Source organism: Acidovorax sp. HMWF018, from assembly GCF_003061035.1.
Lineage (GTDB): Bacteria > Pseudomonadota > Gammaproteobacteria > Burkholderiales > Burkholderiaceae_C > Acidovorax > Acidovorax delafieldii.
Genome location: NZ_QAIM01000226.1, coordinates 1 through 18,549, shown reverse-complemented (window position 1 = coordinate 18,549; position 18,549 = coordinate 1). Strand labels below are relative to the sequence as shown.

The 18,549-nt window shown below is 59.1% G+C and carries 17 protein-coding genes and 1 pseudogene; 12 read left to right on the top strand and 6 right to left on the bottom strand.

Features of this window, described 5'->3' with window-relative positions:
- The first annotated feature begins 30 nt into the window (after positions 1-30).
- The 11 genes from DBR23_RS08050 (at position 31) to DBR23_RS08000 (ending at position 13,021) form a co-directional block, all read left to right on the top strand.
- The gene (locus tag DBR23_RS08050) at positions 31-1,269 is read left to right on the top strand and encodes a UDP-N-acetylglucosamine 2-epimerase (protein ID WP_108497880.1); all 1,239 of its coding nucleotides are present in this window, start codon (positions 31-33) and stop codon (positions 1,267-1,269) included.
- A gap of 28 nt (positions 1,270-1,297) precedes the next feature.
- Positions 1,298-2,302 (top strand): UDP-N-acetylglucosamine 4,6-dehydratase (inverting), encoded by a 1,005-nt coding sequence (gene pseB / locus DBR23_RS08045; RefSeq protein ID WP_108497879.1) that lies wholly within the window; start codon positions 1,298-1,300, stop codon positions 2,300-2,302.
- A gap of 2 nt (positions 2,303-2,304) precedes the next feature.
- Complete coding sequence (gene pseC / locus DBR23_RS08040) at positions 2,305-3,465, top strand: UDP-4-amino-4,6-dideoxy-N-acetyl-beta-L-altrosamine transaminase (protein ID WP_108497878.1); 1,161 nt, start codon at positions 2,305-2,307, stop codon at positions 3,463-3,465.
- Entirely contained in the window at positions 3,462-4,325 is an 864-nt protein-coding gene (locus tag DBR23_RS08035) for an aldo/keto reductase (RefSeq protein WP_108497877.1), read from the top strand. The genes pseC and DBR23_RS08035 overlap by 4 nt, the downstream gene beginning before the upstream one ends.
- Complete coding sequence (locus DBR23_RS08030; protein WP_233250330.1) at positions 4,322-6,355, top strand: aminotransferase class III-fold pyridoxal phosphate-dependent enzyme; 2,034 nt, start codon at positions 4,322-4,324, stop codon at positions 6,353-6,355. Before DBR23_RS08035 ends, DBR23_RS08030 begins: the two co-directional genes overlap by 4 nt.
- A gap of 30 nt (positions 6,356-6,385) precedes the next feature.
- Positions 6,386-7,078: a class I SAM-dependent methyltransferase gene (locus DBR23_RS08025; protein ID WP_108497875.1), complete on the top strand. Its 693-nt coding sequence runs from the start codon at positions 6,386-6,388 to the stop codon at positions 7,076-7,078.
- A gap of 78 nt (positions 7,079-7,156) precedes the next feature.
- Positions 7,157-8,677 carry a UDP-2,4-diacetamido-2,4,6-trideoxy-beta-L-altropyranose hydrolase gene (pseG, locus tag DBR23_RS08020; protein ID WP_108497874.1) on the top strand — a complete coding sequence of 507 codons (1,521 nt, stop codon included), beginning with the start codon at positions 7,157-7,159 and terminating at the stop codon, positions 8,675-8,677.
- The gene (locus DBR23_RS08015) at positions 8,674-9,378 is read left to right on the top strand and encodes a hypothetical protein (protein ID WP_199227662.1); all 705 of its coding nucleotides are present in this window, start codon (positions 8,674-8,676) and stop codon (positions 9,376-9,378) included. Before pseG ends, DBR23_RS08015 begins: the two co-directional genes overlap by 4 nt.
- Entirely contained in the window at positions 9,375-10,091 is a 717-nt protein-coding gene (locus tag DBR23_RS08010) for a PIG-L deacetylase family protein (protein ID WP_108497873.1), read from the top strand. Before DBR23_RS08015 ends, DBR23_RS08010 begins: the two co-directional genes overlap by 4 nt.
- A gap of 16 nt (positions 10,092-10,107) precedes the next feature.
- A complete protein-coding gene (pseI, locus tag DBR23_RS08005) occupies positions 10,108-11,166 on the top strand; it encodes a pseudaminic acid synthase (RefSeq protein ID WP_108497872.1) in 1,059 nt (352 codons plus the stop codon).
- A gap of 55 nt (positions 11,167-11,221) precedes the next feature.
- Positions 11,222-13,021: a nucleoside-diphosphate sugar epimerase/dehydratase gene (locus DBR23_RS08000; protein WP_108497882.1), complete on the top strand. Its 1,800-nt coding sequence runs from the start codon at positions 11,222-11,224 to the stop codon at positions 13,019-13,021.
- A 27-nt stretch (positions 13,022-13,048) separates the two neighbouring features.
- Here the strand turns inward: DBR23_RS08000 and DBR23_RS07995 are convergent, their stop codons facing one another.
- Positions 13,049-13,684 carry an LON peptidase substrate-binding domain-containing protein gene (locus DBR23_RS07995; RefSeq protein ID WP_108497881.1) on the bottom strand — a complete coding sequence of 212 codons (636 nt, stop codon included), beginning with the start codon at positions 13,682-13,684 and terminating at the stop codon, positions 13,049-13,051.
- 79 nt (positions 13,685-13,763) lie between these two features.
- Between DBR23_RS07995 and DBR23_RS07990 the strand changes: the two genes are divergently transcribed.
- Positions 13,764-14,315: a YggT family protein gene (locus DBR23_RS07990; RefSeq protein ID WP_108497871.1), complete on the top strand. Its 552-nt coding sequence runs from the start codon at positions 13,764-13,766 to the stop codon at positions 14,313-14,315.
- 107 nt (positions 14,316-14,422) lie between these two features.
- Here the strand turns inward: DBR23_RS07990 and accD are convergent, their stop codons facing one another.
- The 5 genes and pseudogenes from accD to DBR23_RS07965 form a co-directional block, all read right to left on the bottom strand.
- Positions 14,423-15,295, bottom strand: coding sequence for an acetyl-CoA carboxylase, carboxyltransferase subunit beta (accD, locus tag DBR23_RS07985; protein ID WP_015013229.1), 873 nt, complete (start codon positions 15,293-15,295; stop codon positions 14,423-14,425).
- A gap of 115 nt (positions 15,296-15,410) precedes the next feature.
- The gene (gene trpA, locus DBR23_RS07980; RefSeq protein WP_056747631.1) at positions 15,411-16,220 is read right to left on the bottom strand and encodes a tryptophan synthase subunit alpha; all 810 of its coding nucleotides are present in this window, start codon (positions 16,218-16,220) and stop codon (positions 15,411-15,413) included.
- A complete protein-coding gene (gene trpB / locus DBR23_RS07975; protein WP_056061441.1) occupies positions 16,221-17,504 on the bottom strand; it encodes a tryptophan synthase subunit beta in 1,284 nt (427 codons plus the stop codon).
- Positions 17,482-18,282 carry a phosphoribosylanthranilate isomerase gene (locus tag DBR23_RS07970; protein ID WP_108497870.1) on the bottom strand — a complete coding sequence of 267 codons (801 nt, stop codon included), beginning with the start codon at positions 18,280-18,282 and terminating at the stop codon, positions 17,482-17,484. Before DBR23_RS07970 ends, trpB begins: the two co-directional genes overlap by 23 nt.
- A pseudogene (locus tag DBR23_RS07965) lies at positions 18,279-18,549 on the bottom strand (tRNA pseudouridine(38-40) synthase TruA); the annotation flags it as partial. The gene DBR23_RS07970 and the pseudogene DBR23_RS07965, both read right to left, overlap by 4 nt.

Here is an 18,549-nt window from a genome sequence, read left to right as displayed (position 1 = left end):
CCTGGCACTGTGGCACCAGGAGGCGTTCGCATGAGCCGGGCACCGCGGGTCCTGTTCGTCAGTTACGGCGGTGGCCACATCGGCATGGTCCTGCCGGTGATGCGCGAGCTGGAAGCGCTGCTGCCCGGCGTGCAATGCACGTTGCTGGCCCTGACCACTGGGCACCTCAAAGCCCAGGCGGTGCGTCCGGACACGCTGGGTTACCGTGACTTCTTGCACCTGGTGGATGCTGATGCGGCCCGCGCCTGGGGCGAACGCCTGAGCGAAGGCAACACCAGCCCGGACGTGCCGAGCGACGAGACCATCGCCTACCTGGGCATCAACTACCTGGATCTGATCGCCCAGCACGGCGAGGCGGGCGCTGCGGACCTCTACTGCGAGCAAGGTCGCTACGGGTTCCGGCCCCTGCACTTCATGCGCGCGGTGATGGATGCGCTGCAGCCCAACGCGGTGGTCGCCACCAACTCGCCGCGCAGCGAACGCGCCGCGCTGGACGTGGCCGGTGAGCGCGGCCTGCCCAACATCGGCATGGTGGACATGTTCGGCCTGGATAGCGACACCTATGTGCTGCACCAGCCCAAACCGGCCTTGACCTGCGTGATTTCTGAAGGCGTGCGTCAGCGGTTGATAGCCCGCGGCTTTCCGGCCGAGGGTGTGGCTGTCACTGGCAACCCTGCCTTTGATGGTCTGTCTAGCAGAGTCAATGCAGAGAAGGCACAGACCTTTGTTGAAAGCCAAGGTTGGCAAGGATTGACCCCGATCCTGTGGACTGGACACCTTGAGCCGACCGACGCATCCGATCCGATGTTCGCAGGACCACGGCTGGGCCTTAAGGTCGAACACGCGTTGCGCGACCTAATCAGAGTCCGAAACGACTTGGCCCTGATCGTTCGATACCATCCTAACGAGTGGCACCATTTTCAGCGCATTCCCGAACAGCCCCGGGTTCATTTCAGCAAACCCTCCGAAGAGCCCATTCATCCTCTTATATTGGCATCACGCGCCGTGGTCGTGCAGAACTCCACAGTCGGCTTGGAGTCTGCCATCGCAGGTCGACCTGTTGTTTCGCTGGAGTTTGCAGACACGGTCAAAAACTCATTCAGCATGGCAAAAATGGGTGTTTCTGTCCCATGTCACCAGTTACCGGATTTGCTGTCTATCCTGAATCAAGTGCTTTCCTGGCCTGAGGCGCATGCCAAGGAATATGCCAGTGATGGGCGAGCGGCCTTTCGTGTGGCAAGCCTTGTTCTGAACTCCCTGTTCGACTGATTTCGTCGTCTCTCAACCCTTCGTGCAAATGCTTTCTCACAAATCCATCCTCATCACTGGTGGCACAGGTTCTTTCGGCAAGGCGTTTGTTCAGACTGTTCTTCAGCGCTATCCCGACATTCGTCGCCTGGTTGTGTTCAGCAGAGACGAACTCAAGCAGTTCGAAATGGCTCAGGCGTTTCCAGACACTCAGTATCCGGCCATTCGGTACTTTATTGGCGACGTAAGAGATGGGGAGCGGCTCCGCCGAGCCATGGAGGGCATCGAGGTGGTGATTCATGCGGCAGCTCTGAAGCAGGTCCCTGCGGCAGAGTACAACCCCTTCGAATGCATCAAAACCAATGTTCTCGGGGCGCAAAACGTGATTGAGGCATGCTTGGACACCGATGTCCGTCGGGTTGTAGCACTGTCAACAGACAAAGCCGCCGCGCCGATCAATCTGTATGGAGCAACCAAGCTCTGCTCGGACAAACTTTTCACAGCAGCCAACAATATCAAAGGCAATCGTGATCTGCACTTCAGTGTCGTTCGTTACGGTAACGTCATGGGCAGCAGAGGATCCGTCATCCCCTTTTTCTTGGAACGGCGCAAGACCGGTGTTTTGCCAATCACCGATCCCGCCATGACGCGCTTCAACATCAGTCTCCAAGAGGGCGTGGACATGGTGTTGTGGGTGCTGGAGAACGCCTTGGGAGGGGAAATTTTTGTCCCGAAGATTCCCAGCTACCGTGTTGTCGATGTTGCTCGCGCCATTGGACCGGAATGTGAGCTTTCGGTCGTGGGGATTCGACCCGGCGAGAAAATTCACGAAGAGATGATCACTGGTAGCGACAGCTTCAACACAGTGGATCTGGGACGTTACTTTGCCATTCTTCCATCTGCCGGCAACCACTCGGTCGAACAGTACTGTGCGCTCACGGGCGGCCTGCCTGTCGCGCCCGGCTATGCCTACGACAGTGGCAGCAACCCCGATTTCTTGTCGGTTGAGCAACTCAGACAGCTCATCGCAGATCAGGTGCTCACGACCAACTGACCATGATTCCCTACGGCAAACAGGACATCTCACAGAGTGACATCGACGCGGTTGTCGCGGTGCTGCAATCGGACTTTCTCACCCAGGGCCCGATGGTTCCCCGCTTCGAGCAAGTCGTCGCGGGGTATTGCTGTGTCAGCCATGCAGTGGCGGTCAATAGCGCCACTTCTGCACTGCACATCGCCTGCTTGGCTCTCGGACTAGGCCCAGGAGACTGGCTTTGGACCTCGCCGATCACCTTTGTGGCTTCAGCCAACTGTGGGTTGTATTGCGGGGCCCAAGTCGATTTCGTCGACATCGCCCCGGAAACGCTCAACATGTGCCCAGTCGCCCTGGAGCGCAAACTGCTGGAAGCAGAGCGATCTGGACGGTTACCCAAAGTCGTGATCCCTGTTCATCTGCGGGGCCTGTCTTGCGACATGCAGGCCATACACACGCTGGCCCAGAGATTCGGCTTCAAGGTCATTGAAGACGCCTCGCACGCGATTGGCGGAAAGTACCTTGGCGATCCTGTGGGAAATTGCCGCTACAGCGACGTCACGGTGTTTAGCTTCCATCCGGTGAAAATCATCACATCAGCAGAAGGTGGCATGGCGACCACCAACAATCCGGAGTTGGCCCGGCGCATGGCGCTTCTGCGCAGTCACGGCATCACGCGTGAGCCTGCGCAGATGACCCAGGCTCCCGACGGCCCTTGGTACTACCAGCAGATTGATCTGGGTTTCAACTATCGGATGACCGAGTTGCAAGCAGCATTGGGCCTGAGTCAGATGGAAAGACTGGACGCCTACGTAGCACGCCGACATGAACTGGCTCGGCGATACGACTCGCTGCTACACAAGCTTCCCATTACCGTGCCGGTGCAATCGACCGACGCTGACTCCGCTCTTCACCTGTATGTTGTACGTCTGGACTTGGACCGGGCGAGCCGGTCGCACAAAGAGGTATTCAACAACATGAGGCAGCAAGGCATTGGCGTCAACCTTCACTACATTCCGGTGCATACCCAGCCTTGGTATGCCCGCATGGGGTTTGAACCCGAGCAGTTTCCTGAAGCCATGGCTTATTACCGTCAAGCTATCACTTTACCGCTTTATCCGGCGCTGACTGACCAGGACCAAATCTCAGTGGTCGCAGCGCTTGAGCAAGCGGTCACCGCATGAAAATCGCACTGGGGACGGCCCAGTTCGGATTGAACTATGGCATCGCCAACATGCAGGGCCAACTGACCCGGGATGAAGGTGAACGGGTCATTGCTCTCGCGCGCAGTCATGGAGTCAACACCTTGGACACAGCTATTGCCTATGGGGAGAGCGAGTGTTTACTTGGGGGCATCGGAGTTGACGAATGGAAAGTGGTCACAAAACTACCCGCCATTCCGGGCGGGTACCCCGATGTTGCTGCCTGGGTGCATTCGGAAGTTCAGGGCTCTCTGCGCAGATTGGGCATTGGTCGCCTGCATGGCTTGCTGTTGCATCGCCCGTCTCAGTTGTTCGAGCAACATGGCCCTCAATTGTTTGCCAGCATGCAGCAACTGGTTGCTGATGGCCTGGTGCAGAAAGTCGGCATCTCGATTTATGACCCAGCGGAACTGGGGCCGATTTTGGAGCGATGGCACTTTGATCTGGTTCAAGCGCCATTCAATGTGTTGGACCGTCGGCTGTTGCAATCCGGCTGGGCCAGTCGGCTGAAGGATCGGGGCGTGGAGTTACACACTCGCTCCACTTTTTTGCAAGGCCTGTTGCTGATGCCACCTGCCTCGCGCCCCGTCTGGTTCAGACAATGGGAGGCCCTATGGTCGTTGTGGGACCGTTGGCTGAACGAGTGCGGGCTTTCTCCTGTGCAGGCATGCCTTCGCACAGCCCTCGCAGTCCCAGAAATTGACCACATCGTCCTGGGTGTCGACAGCGAGGATCATTTGCGTGAGATCCTTGAAGCGGCCAACGGCGCCCCCCCCGGACCCGCAGCCCCGCACACCGACGATTTAAATTTGCTGAATCCTGCCAACTGGACATTGCCGTGAAACCAAGAGTTGTTGCCATCGTTCAGGCCCGCATGGGCTCTACCCGGTTACCTAACAAAGTCATGAGGACCATGGGCAGCAAGCCCATGATCGAGTTGTTGCTGTCTCGGCTTGCACGTGCACAAGAGATTGATCAAGTCGTTCTGGCAACCTCGACGCATCCCGCCAACGAACCCTTAGTCGATTGTGTGCAGCGCCTGGGCTACCCTGTTGTGCGAGGCAGCGAAGACGATGTGTTAGAGCGTTTCGTTCTAGCGGCAAAGGAGCAGGCGGCCGACGTGGTCATTCGCGTCACAGGAGACTGTCCTCTGGTCGATCCGGGGCTGGTCGACCTGGCCGTCCAGCACTTCTTCGCCTCAGCGGTGGACTACCTTTCCAACACGACAACGCCAACCTATCCTGACGGCCTGGATATAGAAGTTTTTACTTTTCGATCGCTCAAACAGGCCAGCGACGAAACGCAGAAGCCGTTTGACAGGGAACATGTCACCCCATACCTGCGGACATCGGGCCGTTTTCTGGTCGGCAGCATGCGGCATGACGAAGACCTTTCCCAGCTTCGTTGGACTGTAGACGAGCCTGCTGACTTTGAAGTGGTTGAACAAGTGTTCCGCTACTTCGCTCCACGGCTGGACTTCACCTGGCATGAGGTGTTGGATTTGCAGCGACAGCACCCCGAATGGTTCTCACCAAACCAACATCTGATTCGGAACGAAGGAGCCACCATGAGCACTGGACAAAAACTGTGGAAGCGCGCCAAGCAAGTCATTCCCGGTGGGAATATGTTGCTGTCAAAGCGGGCAGAAATGTTTCTGCCCGAACAATGGCCGGCCTATTTCAGCAAGGCAAAAGGTTGCACGGTTTGGGACATGGATGGTCGAGCCTACACAGACATGTCGATCATGGGCATCGGCACGAACATCCTGGGCTATGGACACCCAGAGGTAGATGCTGCCGTGCAACAGACGGTGGCAGCAGGCAATATGTCAACGTTTAACTGCCCCGAAGAGGTGTACTTGGCGGAAAAGCTGGTTGAACTGCATCCGTGGGCGGATATGGCACGACTGGCTCGCAGCGGAGGAGAAGCCAACGCAGTCGCCATCCGGATCGCCCGTGCAGCCTCCGGCAAGGACAAGGTTGCGGTTTGCGGCTACCACGGCTGGCACGATTGGTATCTCTCAGCCAACCTGGGCGATGACGAAAACCTGGCCGGGCACCTGTTGCCAGGGCTGGAGCCCAATGGCGTTCCACAAAACCTACGGGGCACCGTCTTCCCATTCAACTACAACAATTACGCCGAACTGGTCGCACTGTTGGATGCGCACGATATTGGCGTGATCAAAATGGAAGTGGTCCGTAACCAGGGGCCAGAAGACAACTTTTTGCAGAAAGTTCGACAACTGGCCACTGACCGAGGCATTGTGCTGATATTCGATGAGTGCACCTCAGGCTTCAGGCAGACGCTGGGGGGGGTACACAAACTGTACGGCGTGGAGCCAGACATGGCCATGTTTGGCAAAGCGTTAGGCAACGGTTATGCAATCACTGCCATCATTGGCCGCAGGGAAGTCATGGAAGCAGCTCAATCGACCTTCATCAGCAGCACCTTCTGGACAGAGCGCATCGGCCCGTCAGCGGCCCTCAAGACGTTGGAAGTCATGGAGCGGATGCAGTCCTGGGAAACAATCACGCATACAGGTCTGAAAATTCGAGAAGGGTGGCAGTCCTTGGCCGACAAACACAGCCTTGAAATTGAGCACTGGGGCCTGCCTGCCTTGACTGGCTTCACGTTCCGCAGCAACCAGGCATTGGCTTACAAGACTCTGATCACCCAAGAGATGCTGTCCAAGGGATACCTCGCGGGCAACAGTGTTTATGTGTGCACAGATCACACGCCTGACATCCTGCAGGGTTTTTTCGATGCCCTGGACCCGGTATTCGGATTGATTAAAGCGTGCGAGAACGGACGTGACGTGATCTCCTTGCTCAAAGGTCCCGTTTGCCATGGCGGATTCAAGCGCTTGAACTGAGTGCGTGCCGCACACTACCCACGTCTACGAATGAGCTCACAGGACGACATCTTCAAGAATGGCGAAGCTGACCAATGGTTCGCCAGAAACAGGGGGGCCATGGATCGTCTATCGGATTCGGGTCATGCTCTATCTCACGACATCCGGCTGCTCAGCGGTTGGCTCCAACCTGCTCGAAACGACATCCACAATATCCTCGAAATAGGTTGCTGCAACGGCCAAAAGCTGCAGGCGCTTTGCCGGGAGCTGGATGCGTCGGGCGCGGGGCTCGACCCTTCCAGTCAGGCGGTCGAGGATGGAAACATGCGCATGCAAGGCACGCCCGCCCACCTCATATGTGGCACCGCAGACGCGCTGCCTTTTGACACTGGCCGTTTTGATCTGGTCTATTTCGGTTTTTGCCTGTATCTGATGGACCGCCGGACCTTGCTGCAAGCCTTGTCGGAAGCAGACCGGGTGTTGAGGGCCGGGGGGTTTCTCGCCATCACCGACTTTGATCCCGGCGTCATGCACAAAAGAGCCTATACCCATCGCGAAGGCATCTTCTCTTACAAGCAGGACTACTCAAAGTTTTTCACAGAGAGCGGTTTGTATTATTTGGTATCTAAAGCAGCTTTTTCCCACCAGCAGGCATTTTTTGATCCGGTTGCAGATGAGCGGGTTTCAATGGCGTTGCTTTACAAAGAAATCGACGCGTACCCACTGAAAGCAACAGGATTCTGAACGCCGCGCCCCGGCGGTGCGTTGCTGACGGGGCATGCAATCCACTCGCTTTGTCTGACTTGAGCGACTTCAAACACCATGGTTATGCGCGTAGCGATTCGTGTCGATGCTTCTGCTGCAATCGGCACTGGTCACCTCAAACGCTGCCTGTCGCTGGCGCAGGCGCTGAGCGAATCCGGTGCTGAGATCCGGTTCGTCTGCCGGCACATCGACACTGTTGCAGCACGGTTGATGAATATGGGTGCGCATGCTGAGCACTGGCTACCTGCACCCGCAGAGGCGCTCACACCCCAACCCGATGCTCCACCACACGCCGCCTGGTCCGGTGTGCCACAAGCACAGGACGCGACCGAGACCACCCTAGCCCTGTCTGAATGGCGCCCCGACTGGCTGGTGGTGGACCACTACTCCTTTGACGCCCGGTGGCACCGCGCGGTGCGCGACGCGCTGGGCTGCCGCATGCTGGTAATCGACGACACGGCCGACCGCGCGCTCGACGCCGACGCCCTGTTGGACCACAACTGGGCGCCCGATCACCGCGTGAAGTACGCGGGACGCCTGACGCGTGAACCATGGTGGTTGTGCGGACCACGATTTGCGCTCCTGTCGGCCGCCTACCGGCATGCGCCCCGCTACCGCTTTCACGACCCGGTACGCAGTGCTGGGGTCTTCATGGGAGGCACCGACCCAGGTGGCATTTCAGGCCGCGCACTGGCGGCCTGCCGGAGCGCCGGATTCAGCGGACTGGTGGAAGTGGTGTCCACGTCGGCCAACCCGCATCTGCATGCGTTGCGCGAAGCCTGCGCCCTGGACGGCCGGGCGGCGTTGACACTCGACCACCCCGACCTCGCTACCTTCTTCGCCCGCCACGACCTGCAAATCGGCGCCGGTGGTGGCGCAGCCTGGGAGCGCTGTTGCATCGGTGCTCCAAGTGTGGTGGTGGCATTCGTGGACAATCAGAACGCCGTTGTCAAGGCTCTGGGCTCCTTGGGCGCTGCTGTTGGTTCCAGCCCAGACGCCCTACACCTCTCTAACAGCGTTCGCGCGCTGATCGAAAAACCAGAACTACGCAGGAATATGACCGCCTTGAGTCGTGAAATTGTCGACGGCTATGGGACCCTTCGTGTAGCGATTGCACTGCTTGGCTCAAAAGTGCTGCTGACGCCGGCGAAACAATCTGATGCAAAGATAGCGTTCCCTTGGCGCAATTCTGCGATAACTAGGCGCTTCTTTCGTGACCCAAGGACGTTGACCCTGATCGAGCACATGACTTGGTGGCGCCAGACCCTTTCAAGATCGGATCGAAACCTCCTGATAGCGCGGCTAGGGCGTGTCAAGGTTGGTGTTTTGCGGTTGGATTGGGACGCAGAACGCCAACAAGCGGAGGTTTCTATTTACCTCGATCCAAATTACGCTGGATTGGGGCTGGGCAAACACATGCTACGCCAATTAAGCCTTTGGGTACAAGCTTTAGCTTCCGACCCGAAGCGCCTTGTCGCCGAGATCCACCCGGATAACCTTGCCTCTAGGCGTGCCTTTGAGTCCGCCGGGTACCGCCGCTTGGACGATAGACATTGGCGCCTGGAACTTGCCATATGAAAACTACCATTCCACGGATTGTTATTGCGGCGGCACATGGACGGTACGATGAACTCGAAAAAGCCTTGTGTGGACTTAATCGGTACGAGGTTTTGCGTGTGCGTAGCCGAGATGAGCTGACGATTGAGCGTCTTGAAGCATTCGGCGCCGACTATGTCTTTTTTCCGCACTGGTCGTGGAGGATTCCAGCTTCGGTCTTTGAACGTTTCGAATGCGTAATCTTCCACATGACCGATGTCCCATTTGGGAGAGGCGGATCACCACTGCAGAATCTGGTGATCCGTGGCATCGAGAACACCGTGCTCACGGCACTCAGGTGTTCGCAAGAGGTGGATGCAGGACCCGTCTACCTGAAACTACCGTTGTCAACCTTAGGCACAGCGGAAGAAGTTTTCATCCGAGCGTCTTTTCTTATGCTGCCGATGATGATCCGCATCGTTGACGAGCGCATAGAGCCTTACGCGCAATCTGGTGAACCCACATTTTTTCGGAGACGTACGCCCGAGCAGGGGAATCTGCAGTCGATGAGCTCTCTGACGGACCTCCACGACTTCATACGCATGCTGGATGCAGACGGCTATCCCCATGCTTTCTTGGATGTCGGAGTATTTCGGCTACGCTTCAGGCGGTCTTCCTTAAGCCCGAATTCAGTTAAGGCAGATGTCGTATTCACATACCTGAACCAAGAGGACCAAAATTGAAACAGAACTGTGCCTTGGTTATTGCCGCTCATCCCGATGACGAAGTATTGGGGTGTGCAGGAACTGTCGCAGAACTGTGTGCCCAAGGCTGGGAAGTCCACCATTTGATACTCGCAGAGGGCGCAGCGAGCAGACTGCTCACAGCGGGCGAGCGGATCTGTTTAAGTAATGAGATTTCCGCCTTGCAGCAATCGGCACAGAAAGCAGCCAACGCACTGGGAGTGAGAAGCGTGGAATTTGGCGATTTCCCCGACAACAGGATGGATGGCGTCAATTTATTAGACATCGTCAAGCGTATCGAGTCGACCATTGAGTCCTTGCGCCCAATTCGGGTCTATACCCACCAAGCTTGGGATGTAAACGTTGACCATCGCATGGTTCATGAAGCAGTAGCTGCAGCCACACGTCCCACACCGGGTCATCCTGTGAAGCAATTACTGTATTTCGAAGTCCCGTCGAGCACCGAATGGCGTACATCGGGAGCCCCCACGGCGTTTTACCCCAACTACTTCGTCGACATCTCAAGGAGACTTGATGTCAAGCGCAACGCACTGGAGGCGTATGCCACAGAAATGCGAACATTTCCACATCCTCGCTCTGTAGAGGCGGTAATGCACCTTGCGGCGTGGCGTGGCGCAACGGTTGGCGTAGCTGCAGCAGAAGCATTTCAGGTCGGTCGATGGATCGAATGCCCCGTTCAAATTGAACAGTAACTTTCTTTCATCGCCGATGAAAATACTCGACCGCACCATCAGCCCCGGCCACCGCCCCTACCTTATCGCCGAGATGTCTGGCAACCACAACCAGTCGCTGGAACGTGCGCTGGCCATCGTGGATGCCGCCGCCGCGCACGGTGCTGACGCCATCAAGCTGCAGACCTACACCGCCGATACCATGACGCTGAACCTGTGCATGCCCGGCTTCACGATTGACGACCCCAAAAGTCTATGGGCGGGGCGCCAGTTGTACGAGCTGTATGCGGAAGCCCATACCCCTTGGGAATGGCACGTGCCAATCATGGAGCGCGCTGCCAGCCACGGTGTGCATTGTTTCAGCACACCGTTCGATTTCAGTTCGGTAGACTTTCTTGAATCGCTGAATGTGCCGGCATACAAGATTGCCTCGTTCGAGAACACCGACCTGCCGCTGATCCGCCGCGTGGCGGCTACCGGCAAGCCCATAATCATGTCCACCGGCATGGCCACGGCAGGCGAGATTGATGAGGCCGTGCGCGCTGCGCGCGACGCCGGATGCCGTGACCTTGTGCTGCTCAAGTGCACCAGCACTTACCCGGCGAGTGCCGACAACACCAATATTTCGACCATCCCGCACATGCGCACTCTGTTCGGCTGCGAAGTCGGTCTGTCGGATCACACCCTGGGTTGCGGCGTGGCGGTGGCGGCTACAGCTTTAGGCGCAACGGTGATCGAAAAGCACTTTACTCTGCACCGCGCCGACGGTGGTGTAGATTCTTCTTTCTCGATGGAGCCTCAGGAGCTGCTTCAGTTGCGTGAAGAGACAGAGCGTGCTTGGCAGGCACTGGGGCAAGTGAGCTACGGCCCTACAGCAGCCGAGATGAAGTCACTTGCTTTTCGCCGATCGCTCTACATCGCGAAGGACTTGCAGGCCGGTGAGGTGCTCACCTCTGAAAACCTGCGCTGTGTGCGGCCCGGATTCGGTCTGGCGCCCAAGCATCTGGGCAGTCTATTGGGTTTGTCCATCGGACAAGATGTGAAGGCCGGCACCCCCATGGCATGGTCGCTGCTAGGTGAAGGCCAGGACTCGTGAGCGCCGTGCTACCCTGTGTCACGCAACCGATATGCCCGTGAGCAGTGTGCAGCCTATGAGCAACCGTTGGCTGCAGCTGCCGATCGACCTAGCACTGGTTGCACTTGGCTGGTGGCTTGCGTTCTGGCTCCGCTTCAACCTCGAGACACCCGATGAATTCCAGGCCATGATGGTTGACACCCTGCCATGGCCGTTGCTCGGGTTTGGTACGAGTCTGCTGGTATGGGGGGTGTACCGCCACATCTGGCGCTATACCAGCGTGGCCGAACTCACGCGCCTTGTATATGGCGTGGTGTTCGCCGGTTTGTTGTCTGCGTCTGCAGTGCTGATGCTGCGAGTCGGGTCTTTCCCGCGCTCGGTGCTGCTGTTGCATCCCATGTTGGTGTTGCTGCTTTTGGGCGGTGCCCGCATCAGCGCCCGACTGTTGCTGGTCAACCGTGGGCAAAGTGCACCTACCGGCAAGCCCTTGCTGCTGGTGGGTTCGGTTCAAGACGCAGCAGCAGCACTGCCTGCGTTGCGCGGGATGCGGCTGTGGTCGCCGGTGGGTATCGTAAGTCCCATCGCCGCCGAAAAAGGCCGCAGCCTGCAGGGACTGAGTGTGCTGGGAGGTTTGGGCGACCTCTCCCATATTGCTGCGCGCACCCAAGCGGTAGCCGCCCTTGTGGTCTTGGCCACAGGGTCTGATGCCCGGCGAGAAGTGCTCATGGGTGCTAGCGAAGCGAGTCTGCCCCTTTTGACAATGCCGCGGCCAGACGAATGGCTGCGCGCTGAAGATGGTCAACCTAGGCGTATCGAGCTGGAGGACTTGCTGGGTAGAGCGCCTGTGGCGCTGGATGAAAAGGGCCTGTCTGATCTCATTGCCGGAGAGACGGTGCTGGTCACCGGTGCAGGAGGTTCGATTGGGTCTGAATTGTGTCGCCAGATTGCGCGCTTTGGTGTTGCGCGGCTTGTGTGTGTTGACGTGTCCGAATACGCCATCTACCAACTGGAGCAAGAGCTACGCAGGGCTCATCCCCAAATGCAAGGGCTTTACTACACCGCCAACGTCCGAGAATATGAGCGATTGCTTGCCATCGCTCAGCTCCACCGACCGACGGTGGTATTTCATGCTGCCGCCTACAAGCATGTTCCCTTGATGGAGTCTTTGAACGAGGTGGAAGCCCTGCGCACCAATGTGTTGGGAACGTTGAATGCTGCTCGCGCCGCCGGCGCTGTCAGAGCTACGCGTTTTGTGCTGATATCCACCGATAAAGCGGTCAACCCGACCAACGTCATGGGTGCGAGTAAACGGCTCGCTGAACTGGTCATGCAGTCGGTGGCTAGCGAATGCGAAAGCACGCGTTTTGTGGCCGTGCGTTTTGGAAACGTGTTGGGTTCCAGTGGCTCGGTTGTTCCGTTGTTTTCTGCGCAGATCGCACGTGGCGGTCCTGTAACAGTCACGCATCCGGACATTGTTCGTTACTTCATGACGATTCCGGAAGCTGCCCAACTGGTTCTGCAGGCTGGTTTGATGGGGCAATCAGGGCAGATTTTTGTGCTGGACATGGGAGAGCCCGTCAAAATCCTTGATCTCGCGAAGATATTGATACGGTTGTCTGGCAAAAACGAGCAGGAAATTCCTGTGGTGTTCACAGGGCTCAGACCCGGAGAGAAACTCTACGAAGAGCTTCTTGCCAATGGCGAAACCACTATTCCGACACCACATCCCAAACTGCACGTGGCCAAAACCAGCTCACCGGGCCGCCTGAACCCGGAGATGGTCTGCAGCGATATTGACAGTTTAGGCGTTGCCCCGGCAGCTTCGTCGCTGCGTGCCTGGCTCCAGGGTCTGGTACCTGAATACTCAGTGCGTTGACTCAAGCTGCCGCCTGTGTCTCTCGCGCTACTGCGCGATCCCCGTCCGCTCCAGCACATCCCCCACCAGTTCCAGGCGGACCAGGGGGTTGTCCAGCTCCATCAACCGCTGTTTCAGCTCAAGTGGCACTGGCAGCAGTTCGCACCATCGGTTCGCCACCCAACCGCAATCGTTCAGTTGTGCTGCAGTGGGGGTGACCAAGTGGGGCATGTCTGGGTCGCGTACCTGCAGCGTGTGTAAGACCTGCGCCAATGCAGTTGAAGCCTTTTTGAGATCGTCCGGAACCGGTACTGTCAGATCCTGTTCGACGTGATCGACGTCAGCAATCCAAAGGCCGTGCTGCAGGTGATGGCGTTGAGTGATACGAAAACGCTGGCTACCACGGCATAGCAGGGTGACCAATCCGGGCTGGGGTGTCTCCAATTGCTCGATGATGGCCAAGGTACCGATGTCGTTGAAGCGTTCTTCTGGCGCTCCGGCTTGGCGCACTTCCTGGCCTTGGGTGAGTGCAACCACCCCGAAGGGGGCGCCTGTCCGGTGGCACTTGCGCACCATGTCCAGGTAGCGCACCTCAAACACCCTCAGAGCTAGCACTCCGTCCGGGAACAAGACAGAGCCCAGGGGGAAAAGTGGCAGGGACGACAAGGTGAGAGGTGGGGTCATGGGCGCGTGGATGCCTTCGCCCGCTATCATCCCATGACACCGTCGGCTTTTGCTGCACACCACTGTTTTTGTCTCATCCATGCTCTATCAGATCGCCTCTTTCCTGCTCGATGTTGTTGGCGGCTTGCTGACCGGAGCCTGCCTTTTGCGGCTGTACATGCAGTGGCAGCGGGTGCCGTTCTCCAACCCGGTCGGTGGGTTGGTGTTTGCGTTGACCGACTGGTTGATCATGCCGCTGCGACGGGTGATCCCCCCTGCGGGGCGTTGGGATGTGTCCAGTCTGGTGGCTGCGATGCTGGTGCAGCTGGTGCAGTACGCGTTGTTGACCTTGCTGCTCGGTGCGGGATCGGCATGGGCGTGGTTGCCCTGGCTGGCCTTGTTCGGGCTGCTGCGCGTGGCGGTCTCGGGGCTGATCGGCCTGCTGATTGTCTATGCCGTCCTGTCCTGGGTACAGGGTGGCCGTTCACCGCTGGCGGATGTGATCGCGCGCCTGTGTGAACCCGTGTTGCGTCCTTTTCGGCGCGCCATTCCGCTGATGGGCGGCTTCGACCTGTCGCCATTGGTGGCGCTGGTGGCGCTGCAGGTCGTGATGATTGTTCTGGGCCATTTGCAGGCCAGTGTGATGCGTTAAGCATCCCAAAGGCCCGATGCGCCAGCCAAATATGCGCTGTTTGCTATTGAAAATATAGCAATGGCGTGGTGAGGCCTCGCTCAGTCCCCTTTTCGGGGACCGGGTATTTACATCACCGCGTCAGCAGGCAGTCGTTGCAGCATGGCTAAACTGCTGGCCACGGTGTTGCGCAGTTCGCGGCGGTCGCAGATGAAGTCCACCGCGCCCTTGGTTTGCAGGAACTCTGCACGCTGGAAGCCCTCGGGCAGGGTCACGCGCACGGTGGATTCGATCACGCGCGGGCCAGCAAAGCCGATCAGCGCCTTGGGCTCGGCAATCACGATGTCGCCCACAAAGGCAAAACCTGCGCTCACGCCACCCATGGTGGGGTCGGTCAGCACACTGATGTAGGGCAGGCCCTTCTTGGCCAGGCGGGTCAGCGCTGCGTTGGTCTTGGCCATCTGCATGAGCGACAGCAGGCCTTCCTGCATGCGGGCGCCGCCGGTGGCGGTAAAGCAGATGAAGGGCACCTTTTGCTCGATGGCGGTTTCCACGCCACGCACAAATCGCTCGCCCACCACGGAGCCCATGGAGCCGCCCATGAAGTCGAACTCGAAGCAGGCGGCGACCACGTTGATGCTCTTGACCGCGCCGCCCATCACGATGAGGGCGTCGGTCTCGCCGGTGTTCTCCAGGGCTTCCTTCAGGCGCTCGGGGTACTTGCGGCTGTCCTTGAACTTGAGCGCGTCTACGGGCAGCACTTCCTGGCCGATTTCGTAGCGGCCTTCAGCATCCAGAAATGCGTCCAGTCGGGCGCGCGCGCCGATGCGGTGGTGGTGGCTGCAGTGGGGGCACACATTCTGGTTGTGCTCCAGGTCGGCCTTGTAGAGCACCGTCTCGCAGCTCGGGCACTTGATCCACAGGCCTTCGGGCACCTGACGGCGCTCGGTGGGGTCGGTTTGCTGGATTTTGGCGGGCAGAAGTTTTTCGAGCCAGGACATGGTGTTCTCCTCTTCAGTGGCGCGACCTGCTACAAAGCCCGTAGGCGTTTGCGGGGCAGGCCGGGTGTGAATCTGTCGGCGCACCCCGCAGGATGCGCCGGGCTGCATTATGCGACTAGGCGTCCAGGGCCTTGCGGATGCCGCGCAGGAAGTCGATGGTCAGGGGCACCACCTTGGCGTGCTCCTGGTCTTCAATCAACTGGATGATGCGGCTGCCGATGACCACGGCATCGGCCACCTTGCCGATGGCCTGGGCGGTGGCGGCGTCGCGGATGCCGAAGCCCACACCCACCGGGATGGTCACGTGCTGGCGAATACGGGGCAGCATCTGCTCCACCGCCGCCGTGTCCAGCGCGCCTGAGCCGGTCACGCCCTTGAGCGATACGTAGTACACATAGCCGCTGGCCACGCGCGCCACCTGGGCCATGCGCTCATCCGTGCTGGTGGGGGCCAGCAGGAAGATCAGGTCCATGCCGTGCGCGCGCAGGCTGGCGGCAAAGGCTTCGCATTCTTCGGGCGGGTAGTCCACGATGAGCACGCCGTCCACGCCCGCAGCGGCAGAGTCGCGCACAAACGCACCTTCGCCGTGCTTCTGGTCGTAGCGTTCCACAGGGTTGGCATAGCCCATCAACACCACTGGCGTGGTGCTGTTGCGCTTGCGGAACTCACGCACATGGTCGAGCACCTGCACCATGCCAATGCCCAGGCTGAGGGCTTTTTCACCCGCCTTCTGGATCACCGGGCCATCGGCCATGGGGTCGGAAAAGGGCACGCCCAGCTCGATCACGTCGGCACCGGCCTCGACCATGCCGTGCATGAGCGCGGGGGTGATGTCGGCAAACGGGAAACCGGCGGTCACATAAGGAATCAGCGCCTTGCGGCCCTGTGCTTGCAGGGCAGAAAAGGTGGATGCGATACGGCTCATTTATTTCACCAACTTGATGGGTTGCTCGCCGCCCTTGACGGACTGCCCCTGGCAGCTGGGTCGGCAGTAAAAGTCGGCGCCACTGAGATCGGCCACAGTACCAATGTCCTTGTCGCCCCTGCCCGAGAGGTTGACCAGGATCGACTGGTCTGGGCGCATGGTTTTGGCCAGCTTCATGGCGTAGGCCACGGCGTGACTGGATTCGAGTGCGGGGATGATGCCCTCGGTGCGGCACAGGTAGTGGAAGGCGTCCAGCGCTTCCTGGTCGGTGATGCCGACGTATTCGGCGCGGCCGATTTCCTGCAACCAGGCGTGCTCCGGGCCCACGCCGGGGTAGTCCAGGCCTGCGCTGATGCTATGGGTTTCGGTGATCTGGCCGTTGTCATCCTGCAGGATGAAAGTGCGGTTGCCGTGCAGCACACCCGCGCTGCCCTTTTGCAGCGATGCCGAGTGTTTGCCCGACTCCAGGCCTTCGCCCGCAGCCTCCACGCCGATGAGGCGCGTTTTCTCGAAAGGGATGTAAGGGTGAAAGATACCCATGGCATTGCTACCACCACCCACGCACGCGATAACCGCATCGGGTTGGTCGCCCAGCACCTTTTGCTCGGCCAGCATGCTGGGCATTTGCTCAATGCATTCCTTGCCGATCACGCTCTGGAAGTCGCGCACCATCATGGGGTAGGGGTGCGGGCCCGCTACCGTGCCGATGATGTAGAAGGTGTTGTCCACATTCGCCACCCAGTCGCGCATGGCGTCGTTCAGGGCGTCCTTCAAGGTCTTGCTGCCAGACTCCACAGGCACCACTGTGGCGCCCAGCAGCTTCATGCGGTACACGTTGGGGCTTTGGCGCTTCACGTCTTCGGCACCCATGTAAACAACGCATTCGAGCCCATAGCGCGCGCAGATGGTGGCAGTGGCCACGCCGTGCTGGCCTGCACCCGTCTCGGCAATCACGCGGGGCTTGCCCATGCGCTTGGCCAGCATGGCTTGGCCGATCACGTTGTTGATCTTGTGCGCGCCTGTGTGGTTCAGGTCTTCGCGCTTGAGGTAGATCTGCGCGCCGCCCATCTCGCGGCTGGTGCGCGCGGCATGATAGATGGGGGAGGGGCGACCCACGAAGTGCTTGAGTTCGTAATGGAATTCAGCCAGAAATTCAGGGTCGTTCTGGTAGCGCGCGTAAGCCTCGCGCAGCTCCTGGATGGCGTGGGTCAGGGTTTCGCTGACGAAGCTGCCACCATACGGGCCGAAATGACCGGAAGCATCAGGTTGCTGATAGGAATTCATGGGGGTTCTTTGCAAGTTGTGCATCGGCCGCACGCACGGCGGCAACGAAGCGTTGGATCTTCACGGCGTCCTTGATGCCCTTGACGGGTTTGCCATCAGGACCATCGGCTTCGACGCCGGAACTGACATCAACCGCCAGCGAGAGACCCCGCGGGCGGACTTGCAAAATGCCATCGGTCACGTTTGCAGGCGTGAGTCCACCAGACAAAACGAGGTGAGAGCTGACGCTTGGTGGAAGGAGTGACCAATTGAATGCCTTGCCGCTGCCGCCAAACCCTTCGACATGGGCGTCGAGTAGGATGGCTTGGGCGTGAGAGTAATCGTGGGCGTATTTTACGAGGTCAAACTGCGCCGCTCCATCACCGAGGGGAATTCGGGCTGCCCGCAGGTAGGGGCGTGCCCCCTGGTGGGTGGCAGCCATGCAGTCCTGTGGCGTCTCATCACCATGGAATTGCACCGTGGCGCCAGCAATCATTGCACTGGCCGCTATCACATTAGGAGTGGATTCGTTCACGAACAGCAGCACGGGCGTGACAAACGGCGGCAGGCGCCGTGCCAACTGCGCGGCCCGTGGGGGGGTGACCGACCGTGGGCTGGGGGCGTAGAGCACAAAACCCACCGCATCGGCGCCCGCAGCCACAGCTGCATCCACGTCTTCCTCGCGGGTCAGCCCGCAGATCTTGATGCGGGTGCGTGCGTTGGCAGACGCCTGGAAAGGGGCGTGGAGGCGTTGACTGTCTGCGGGGGGCGTTGTGGTCGGTGTGGTGGCCTGGTTCATGGAAGCCAATCATACGCAGCCGTGCGCTGGGGTAGCCCCCAGGCGGCGTCGTAGACGGGCCCTTGAAAGTACAACCCGTCTGGCGAGAATGTCGGCGCAGCCACCTTGCGGGACTGGGCTGCCAGCACCTCGGCCATCCATTCGGCAGGCTGCGTGCCCTGGCCGATGGTGATCAGGCAGCCCATGATATTGCGGATCATGTGGTGCAAGAAGGCGTTGGCTTCGAATTCAAAACGCCAGTAACAGGGGCTCCAGCCCAGTTCGGGG

Bases quoted from the DNA above. Each gene is read 5' to 3' on its own strand.
- DBR23_RS08050 (WP_108497880.1), top strand. From the start codon at position 31: ATGAGCCGGGCACCGCGGGTCCTGTTCGTCAGTTACGGCGGTGGCCAC.
- pseB (WP_108497879.1), top strand. From the start codon at position 1,298: ATGCTTTCTCACAAATCCATCCTCATCACTGGTGGCACAGGTTCTTTC.
- pseC (WP_108497878.1), top strand. From the start codon at position 2,305: ATGATTCCCTACGGCAAACAGGACATCTCACAGAGTGACATCGACGCG.
- DBR23_RS08035 (WP_108497877.1), top strand. From the start codon at position 3,462: ATGAAAATCGCACTGGGGACGGCCCAGTTCGGATTGAACTATGGCATC.
- DBR23_RS08025 (WP_108497875.1), top strand. From the start codon at position 6,386: ATGAGCTCACAGGACGACATCTTCAAGAATGGCGAAGCTGACCAATGG.
- pseG (WP_108497874.1), top strand. From the start codon at position 7,157: ATGGTTATGCGCGTAGCGATTCGTGTCGATGCTTCTGCTGCAATCGGC.
- DBR23_RS08015 (WP_199227662.1), top strand. From the start codon at position 8,674: ATGAAAACTACCATTCCACGGATTGTTATTGCGGCGGCACATGGACGG.
- pseI (WP_108497872.1), top strand. From the start codon at position 10,108: ATGAAAATACTCGACCGCACCATCAGCCCCGGCCACCGCCCCTACCTT.
- DBR23_RS08000 (WP_108497882.1), top strand. From the start codon at position 11,222: ATGAGCAACCGTTGGCTGCAGCTGCCGATCGACCTAGCACTGGTTGCA.
- DBR23_RS07995 (WP_108497881.1), bottom strand. From the start codon at position 13,684: ATGACCCCACCTCTCACCTTGTCGTCCCTGCCACTTTTCCCCCTGGGC.
- DBR23_RS07990 (WP_108497871.1), top strand. From the start codon at position 13,764: ATGCTCTATCAGATCGCCTCTTTCCTGCTCGATGTTGTTGGCGGCTTG.
- accD (WP_015013229.1), bottom strand. From the start codon at position 15,295: ATGTCCTGGCTCGAAAAACTTCTGCCCGCCAAAATCCAGCAAACCGAC.
- trpA (WP_056747631.1), bottom strand. From the start codon at position 16,220: ATGAGCCGTATCGCATCCACCTTTTCTGCCCTGCAAGCACAGGGCCGC.
- trpB (WP_056061441.1), bottom strand. From the start codon at position 17,504: ATGAATTCCTATCAGCAACCTGATGCTTCCGGTCATTTCGGCCCGTAT.
- DBR23_RS07970 (WP_108497870.1), bottom strand. From the start codon at position 18,282: ATGAACCAGGCCACCACACCGACCACAACGCCCCCCGCAGACAGTCAA.